Genomic DNA, 8,489 nt, shown 5'->3' with positions numbered 1-8,489 from the left:
ATAAAACGAAAAAAAGAGACCTCCAAAATATTGGAGGTCTCAAAGCTAAAAACACTTACACTAAAAATACTGGCAATTTATTGGTTAAGCAAACATGAGTTTTAAATTGTTAACAAAAAATAAAATGCAATAACATTTAATGTTGAAATCACCAGTATTGACAATAATGCTACGAAATATGATGCAAATTCTTTTTTCATGATAAATGGTTTTATTGGTTAAGTAAAACTTGAATTTATTTAGTTAAGTATATCTTTTCCGAATAAGTTTTTTCTTCTGTTATTAATTTTACAATATAATATCCTACAGCATCTTCAATTGATATTTTTGACATTTGATGTCCATTAATTTCCTCACTAATTATCTTTTGCCCTAATGTGTTATAAACACAAAGCTGAGCTTCAGATAGTTCAGTTGTACTCATGTCAATATAAATATTTTTTTCAAAGGAATAAATTATTGGACTAAAGCTATTATCCTCTTCAATTGAATTTGATTTATTAGTATTGTTATCAGCTATTATTTGTGATTTCAAAAAATGAATCACAAATCTATCTTCAAAAGTACCTGATATTGAATTAAAAATATAAGTTCCGGAATTCAAATTATGAATTCTATTCTCATATTTATCTTCTATAAAAATATTTACCCCTTCATTAAATTCATTTGCTAAAAATGTGAACTTATACTTTCCTGCTACACCAATTTTTACTAATAATGGAACAGAAACATCATTATTTAAATTCTGTAAAGTATTTATTGAATAAATTTCTTCTGATGAAAAAGTAGAATAAATTTGAGGTACACTAACATTACTGCTAAACATTTTTTCAGCATCAAAATTATTATCAAAATCTTCGCTGGCATTTTCGTTAAATCTAATTACAGTTTCATCAGAATAATTATTTCCTGATAATTTTATTTTCAATTCATTATTAACTTTTTCAGTTCTAAATTTGGAATAATTATCATGTACTCTAATCGCAGGGGTCATTCCCAAAGTACCTGTTCCGTAAGGACTGTTACATTTTACCCAAAATGCTTGAGTTGGAGGAATGTATCTTGAACCACCATTTATACCTGAGCCACCAACATAAGCAACATAAGTTTCTAAATCAGCATCCCAAAAATAAATTGAGTTTTCAATATAAGTTTTTATCCATCCTGAGGTTGCATCCCAATCAATTGTTGACGGATAAGGATTCCCTACAAAATTCCATCCTGTTTTATAATTTGCAACAGTTGTTGTGTAATTTGATTTATTAAGAGTACCTCTAAATTTAATAATTTGATCATATCTATAATACACATCAAAACCTTTCATTGGTGTTAATGATTCTCCAGAACCATGACTTTCCCATCTATCGTAAGATTCACTGTAAGAATAAACAGCAGCACCCCACAATAAATTTGTTGAACCATTGCTAATAGGCGAAGAAATATAATGCCACCCATCTCTTTCAATAAATCTTTCAAAAGTTGAAGTTCCCACAATTACAATATCTCCATAATTTATTAATGACCCAACCATAGTATCACTAGTTTTAATTGTCAAATCACCATTAACAGTTAATGTTTTTGTTAATGAAATTGTAAGTGAAGCTGACGGTAAAATCACTAAATTATGACATGATTTATTATCATTTACATCTGCTCTATTATCACATCCAATAACAGCATTATAATTTTCGTCAGGAACAATTCCTGTACTCCAGTTAGAACTTGTATTCCAATTATTACTTGTGCTTCCTATCCACTTTGCCATTGGAAAACCGGGGTAACTCCATTCAGGCAAATTATTTGTTAAAGGAGCAACAATAAAAATTCCATTATTTGAATTACTTGAATTATCTACTACAGTTGTATTATTCCCTGTTTCAAAACCCCAATACCCAACAAGATTAATCCAATGATTTGTACCACCTTCTGTTTGATGTTGACTTTCTGTAGCTGATGTAATTGATTCATACATTCTTGTCTGAATTTCAATTTGGTTCAATTCTATATTCCAAATTCTAACCTCATCGATTTTTCCATTAAAAGCATAATTCTTATAAGTTTGATTATAATTGGATGTAAACTTTGCACCAACATTCACTCCTGCTGTAGTTATTCTTGGATAAGCACTACAAGTAGCTGAATTATCAAGACTACCATTAACATAAATTTTTATTTCACTTCCATTCCAAGTTGCGGAAATATGGCCACAATAACCCACAGTAAAAGTAGAAGTAGTTTTTATAGAATGCTCAATACTACTTGCATCAAAAAAACTTAAACCAATTTTATTATCGCTATATATTAATAATGAATAAGCCTTGTCATTTTCATTTGTAAGATCTCCTTTATGAATGATAGCTGCTGATACTTGTCCTGAAGATGGAAATGCAGAAATTTCTATCCATGATTCTATTGTTCCTGCACTATTAATATCTAAAACGGAATTGTCATTAATATGTATATACCCATTATTATGTGCAAAATCTATTGAATATTCACTTTGTGCAATAACAACATTCGATATCAATAAGATAGATATTGTAAGAAATAATCTTGCATTTCTGATTGTTTTTATTAAATGTTTCATAGTATTTGTTTTTTCACTTGTTAATGTTAGCTTTTATAGAATTAGTTTTTTCAACTTTTTTTTCTATAACAAATATATGGCAGGCAAAAAAGCAAATGCAAATTTTTTTGACTTTTTTTTCATAATAATATCATGCCAATCTTATATCTATCTGTTTCACTGTGTTTATACCATTTGGTAAAAATCTCATAAATGGAAGTTTTTGTTTCATTTTTGGAATTTTCCTGCAATTATTTATTTTTAATTCCACCAAGAAAGTTAGGAAATTACTCTTAAAATTCAATGAATAATATTTTGTTCCCATTTTTTTAAAAAAAGTAACAATGGATACACTCCAAAAGCAATTTTAACCACAGATGTATAGAAACAAATAATTTACAAAAATTTTTGTATTGATTGTATCCCTTTTGTGTCTTTGAGGCAATCCCTATTTTCAAACTTTTTAGATTGGACTCAACAATTACAAACGAAGAAACTTTAATTCAGTAAAATCGAAATCAGGATTAGGAACATCGATTCTAAGTTCTTCGGTTTTCCCATTTTCATCAATTAAAAAATGAACCTTTCCCTTTGGAAGACTTGGGAAATATTCAAATTCAATTTCAAAGGTATTATATTTATAATGTTTAAGTTCTCCTACAAATTTTGGAGATGGTAAAAATTTCAAGTAAAGCTTTCCGTCTTTTATAAAAATCTCAGAATTACCATAAAGTTTACCTCCATAAATACCTGTATATTCTTTTAAATCTAATATTGGCTTAGTTTCTTTTAAGATTTCACTATTTTTTTTCTCTTTATTTGCTTCATCCCTACTCATAACAATTTCATGAATTATCTTACTCCAATCTTTATCAATATCACCAATAAATACGTCTAATATTTTATAAAACATTGCATAATAAAGTGCAGAATTTTTATTTGTTAAAATTATAAAGCCCAAATCTTCTTCAGGAACCAAAGCAATATATGAGATAATCCCATCATATCCCCCACTATGTCCTACAATTTTTTTTCCATGATAATCAAACAATCCCCAGCCAAGACCATAAGCCTTAAAATGATTAGAAGGCCATAAAATACTTCTACTAACCGCCTGAACCGTATGAGCTGACCACATCTCTTCACTAGATTTCCTACTAAAATATTTTTTACCATCCAAACTCCCGTTATTTAATTGAAGTTTAATCCACTGTGCCATCTCATTAACATTAGAATTAATTGCACCGGCACCTCCAACATTATCCCAATTTAAATAAGGAATCTCAATAACTTTCCCATCTTTTTCTGTATGAGGTCGGGCAATATTTTTATATTTTTTTAATTCTGTCAAAGAAGTATTTGATTTTGCCATCCCAAGCGGTTCAAAAAACTTTTCATTGATATACTCGTCCCACGATTTTCCACTAACCATCTCAACCACCTCTCCTGCTGCGATATACATAATATTTGAATATCCAAAATGCTCACGAAAACCATATTCGGGTTTCAAAAACCTTGCTCGTCTTAACACTTCCTCTCTTGAATAGCTTGAACCATACCATAATAAATCTCCACTAAAAGTTTTTAATCCTGACCTATGACATAAAAGATCTCGCACTTTCATATTTTCTGAAACGTAAGGATCATATAATTTAAAATACGGCAAATACTTTCTTACAGGATCATCCCATGATAACTTTCCTTCATCAACTAAAGATGCAATTGCGGCACTTGTAAATGACTTTGTTATCGATGCAATTGGAAACAATGTGTTTTTATCAATCTTTTTATTAACATTAATAGTTCGTACTCCATATCCTTTTGACAAAATCACTTCATTCTTTTTTACAATTGCTACAGCCATACCAGGAACATTCCATTCCTTTATAGCTTCTTCAAAATATTTATCAAGCTGTTCAATTTTTTCATCAGTTTGAGAAAAAATTGTTAATGAAAAAACTGTTATTAATAAAAATGTTAGAATAAATGTCTTTTTACTAATTGATTTCGATTGATAAGTTTTCATTTGAAAAATATTTAATTAGTTTCAAATTTACAGAAATATTTAAATGTATGTCAATTAAATCAAACATTTTATTTGAAAAATGTTTGAAATTTGAATTTTTATTTTAGTAGTTATTTTATTTCCCACAGTGGGATTATAGGCTGAATATTAAATTAGTAAAGAATAAACTAAATAATGATTATTTTTTATTTTTTGAAAAATATTTTTTTAAACCATAAACAATACCTGAGATAATAAGTATCCCTAAACCACCTGAAATAGGGGCTGTAGCTGGTGGAGGTAATGGTTGTGCATATAATGCGGTTATTCCAACACAACTCAACAAACTAACTATCATCAATAATACTATAATTTTTTTCATTATATTTAGTTCAATTTTATTTTTTTTACTTATAATTATTCAATGGCAAAGATAAACTATTTTATTAAACAAACAAATTATTTTAAAATTTATGTTCTTTTTTTTCTAAATTAAAAATTTCAACGGAAATAGGATGAATATCCCATAATATTCTGTCAAAATTAAAATCAACATTTCCCCACATTCTATGACCGTCTTTTTTCAAAACATCAATATTATTCTTGATATCATCCAGCAGGTTTCTTAAATACTCTTTATCTTCAATTGTTTCATTTATCGTATTAGTAACCAGAGCATATCGTACCGAATATGTTTCAATATCATTATTGAGCCAATTGTATGTACCCGCTTTTATTGTAGTTTTTGCATAATAATCATTTAGTTTCGGATTTGTTATCGGAATCAATTTTAGGTTATCCTTAAGACTTCCTGTTAGTGTATTCAATTTTTTTACCGGTGCTGAACCGACAAAGAAAAATGCATCAATTCTTCCTTTTTCCAATGATTCTAGTGCATCGTCAAAAGGTATTCGAACTTCCTTCCATTTTCCATTTAATTTTTTCCGGATATAACCTGATGTTACTATTGTACCTTGCAGTTTAGAACCAACGCCTACTTTTTTTCGTTTTAAATCTTTTATAGTTCTTATCCGAGAATCTTTTTTTGTAATTAAATGAATTTCTTCATAACCAAGAGGAAGAAGTATTTTCATTTTTTTTACACTTTTACTTTCATCCTTCATGTATCCTGTTTGGTAAAAAAGCACATCATATTGTAAAAAAGCAATATCAGCATTGTTTGATTTAAGTTTGAAAAAATTATCACGACTCCCTTCGGTAGGTATAACCTTTAGTTCAACATCTGTAATCATATTGAGTTCATTAGCCATTTGGAAATAAGAACCACCCTCAAAACCTGATAAAACTTTCATTTGTGCTGACAAAAAAAACGGAACAAAAAAAGTTATAAATAAAAAACTTAAAAATAATTGCTTTCTGATTTTCATTTTAGAATATTTTAATCAAAACAAAAAATATTTAGATTCAATTTGTTTAAACAAAGGTATTAAAACAAATTTAAATAAAAACAGATACAATAATTTTTTTTTCAAATTATTTTTTTAATTCAAAACATCAGAAAAAATAATATTCAATACCTTTGAATCCCAAAATTAAAACAAAAGAATGGTTTTAAATTACATCTGGATTGCATTTTTTCTTATTGCATTTGTTGTTGCCTTGATACGCCTGATTTTTTTTGGTGATGCAGAAGTATTCCCCAACATCATCCAAAGCACTTTTGACATGGCAGAAACCAGCGTTAAAATATCCATTTATCTTATTGGTATTATGTCTCTGTGGCTTGGGATTATGAATATTGGTGAAAAAGGAGGAGCTGTAAATGTATTATCAAGAATATTCCGACCTTTTTTTAAAAAACTATTTCCCGAAATACCTGAAAGTCATCCTGCACATGGCTCAATGATAATGAATTTTGCTGCTAACATGCTTGGGTTGGATAATGCAGCCACACCTTTGGGATTAAAAGCTATGACCCAACTTCAGGAGGTTAACAAAACTAAAGATACTGCTTCAAATGCACAAATAATGTTTATTGTTCTTAACACTTCAGGGCTAACAATTATTCCAATTAGCATTATGGCTTTGAGAGCAGCAGGAGGTGCTGCAAATCCTTCCGATATTTTTATTCCTATACTACTTGCTACTTATTTTTCAACCTTAGCAGGATTAATTTCTGTTTCTATTTTTCAAAAAATAAATCTTTTTAACAAAACGATTCTTGCTTATTTGGGGACAGCTACATTATTTATAACAGCAATAATTTTTTATTTCTCAGGATTACCTCAAGAAAAAATTAGTAGTATTTCAACAGTTTTAGGAAATCTCATTTTATTTACCATAATTATTTCTTTTATTAGTCTTGCTTTACGCAAAAAAATAAATATTTACGAAACATTCATTGACGGTGCAAAAGATGGCTTTTCAGTTGCGATAAAAATCATTCCATACTTAGTAGCAATGTTAGTAGCAATAGGAGTTTTTAGAGCTTCAGGGGCAATGAACATCATGGTTGACGGAATTGGGAAATTTTTTGCACTTTTAGGAGTAAACACAGACTTTGTCCCTGCCTTACCAACAGCAATCATGAAACCACTAAGCGGCAGTGGTGCTAGGGGAATGATGGTTGAAAGCATGCAAACATACGGTGCTGACTCTTTTGTCGGCAAATTAGCTTCAACTTTCCAAGGTTCTACCGAAACTACTTTTTATACACTTGCAGTTTATTTTGGTGCAGTAAATATTAAACGAACAAGATATGCAGTTACCTGCGGACTAATTGCTGATGTTACAGGAATTATCGCAGCAATTTTTATTGCTTATTTGTTTTTTCACTAAAATATCATATATTTACTCTTTTTTAAATTGATTTAATGAAGCCTCTTTTTTATAAAAATATCATTTTCATTTTTGTCTTACTCTTAGACTTTTTAGCTTTTCACAAAAGTTATGGGCAAAAGATACAAATGTTGAACAAGGGAGAAACTACAGAATTTAGCCTTTACGATATTTGTAAAATAAACGATAATGAATTTTGGACAGGTGGTAAATCAGGCATTTTGATAAAAATTGACACCTTAGGAAATATTGAAAATATAAAATACGCAAACAGCAACTCTACAATTCTTAAAATATTAAAACATAATGATTATGTTTTAATATCAACTGCTGACGGTAAAATTTACAAATATTGCATCTCCACATCTAAAATAAAGAAATATGAATTCAACAAACATTTTAAAAAAGTTGCTTTTTATGATATGCTCATAACAAAAAATGGAAACATTTTGGTTGCAGGAGGCTACTACAGAATTGCAAAAGGAAAAATTGGTATTCCTAAAGGAGTTATTTTAAAAATTGATTCAAACTTTGTTAAAGAGCCGGAAATTGTTTGGAAAAGCAATCTTAGTTTTGTTTGGTCACTTTTAGAGCAACCTAAAAGCAATAAAATAATGGCTTCTGCCTATCATTTTCTAAAATCAAAGACGACTATTCTTTCTTCCGAAAATAATGGGAATAGCTGGGAAAAAGATGCAATCGCCAAAGGTTTAATTCATAAGCTTGTTCCTAATGGAGATTCTGTTTTATACAGTGGTTGTAAAAATATATTTTACAAAAAAAATGGTTTGATGGGAAATCTTAATAATTATCTGAAAATCACAAAACAAACCGGATGCATATACAGTTTCTTACTTTTTAACAACAACATTATTACCTGTAACAATGATGGATCACTATCAATAATTAATAAAATTACAAAATCAATTCAAAATCTCAAATTCAATAATAATTTCCCTGTATATGACATTATTAGAATTAGCGACCAAAGATTGTGTCTTGTCGGTCATGCAAAAATGATATTTTTCCTAGATATTAACAGTAGTACAGTCCAATCAAAAGATATTCAAAATTATCAACAAAATAATTGATGGCAAATACATTCGAAAGCTATAAAAT

At 28.8% G+C, this 8,489-nt stretch carries 6 protein-coding genes; 2 read left to right on the top strand and 4 right to left on the bottom strand.

Annotated elements, in window-relative coordinates; genetic code table 11:
* Positions 1–235: 235 nt before the first annotated feature.
* From U9R42_12585 to U9R42_12570, 4 genes are all read right to left on the bottom strand, one after another.
* Positions 236–2,587, bottom strand: coding sequence for a LamG-like jellyroll fold domain-containing protein (locus tag U9R42_12585; GenBank protein ID MEA3496855.1), 2,352 nt, complete (start codon positions 2,585–2,587; stop codon positions 236–238).
* A gap of 460 nt (positions 2,588–3,047) precedes the next feature.
* Positions 3,048–4,592: a serine hydrolase gene (locus U9R42_12580; GenBank protein MEA3496854.1), complete on the bottom strand. Its 1,545-nt coding sequence runs from the start codon at positions 4,590–4,592 to the stop codon at positions 3,048–3,050.
* Positions 4,593–4,770: 178 nt separating this feature from the next.
* Positions 4,771–4,953: a hypothetical protein gene (locus tag U9R42_12575; protein ID MEA3496853.1), complete on the bottom strand. Its 183-nt coding sequence runs from the start codon at positions 4,951–4,953 to the stop codon at positions 4,771–4,773.
* 82 nt (positions 4,954–5,035) lie between these two features.
* On the bottom strand, positions 5,036–5,959 hold the full coding sequence (locus U9R42_12570; GenBank protein ID MEA3496852.1) for a TAXI family TRAP transporter solute-binding subunit: 924 nt from the start codon (positions 5,957–5,959) through the stop codon (positions 5,036–5,038).
* A gap of 178 nt (positions 5,960–6,137) precedes the next feature.
* On the opposite strand from U9R42_12570, the gene U9R42_12565 reads away from it, so the two are divergent.
* Together U9R42_12565 and U9R42_12560 are read left to right on the top strand one after the other, a co-directional pair.
* Entirely contained in the window at positions 6,138–7,370 is a 1,233-nt protein-coding gene (locus tag U9R42_12565; GenBank protein MEA3496851.1) for a nucleoside recognition domain-containing protein, read from the top strand.
* 128 nt (positions 7,371–7,498) lie between these two features.
* Positions 7,499–8,461: a hypothetical protein gene (locus U9R42_12560; protein MEA3496850.1), complete on the top strand. Its 963-nt coding sequence runs from the start codon at positions 7,499–7,501 to the stop codon at positions 8,459–8,461.
* Positions 8,462–8,489: the final 28 nt, after the last annotated feature.

This window comes from Bacteroidota bacterium, from assembly GCA_034723125.1.
GTDB lineage: Bacteria > Bacteroidota > Bacteroidia > CAILMK01 > JAAYUY01 > JAYEOP01.
This window is presented reverse-complemented; position numbering and strand designations above follow the sequence as displayed.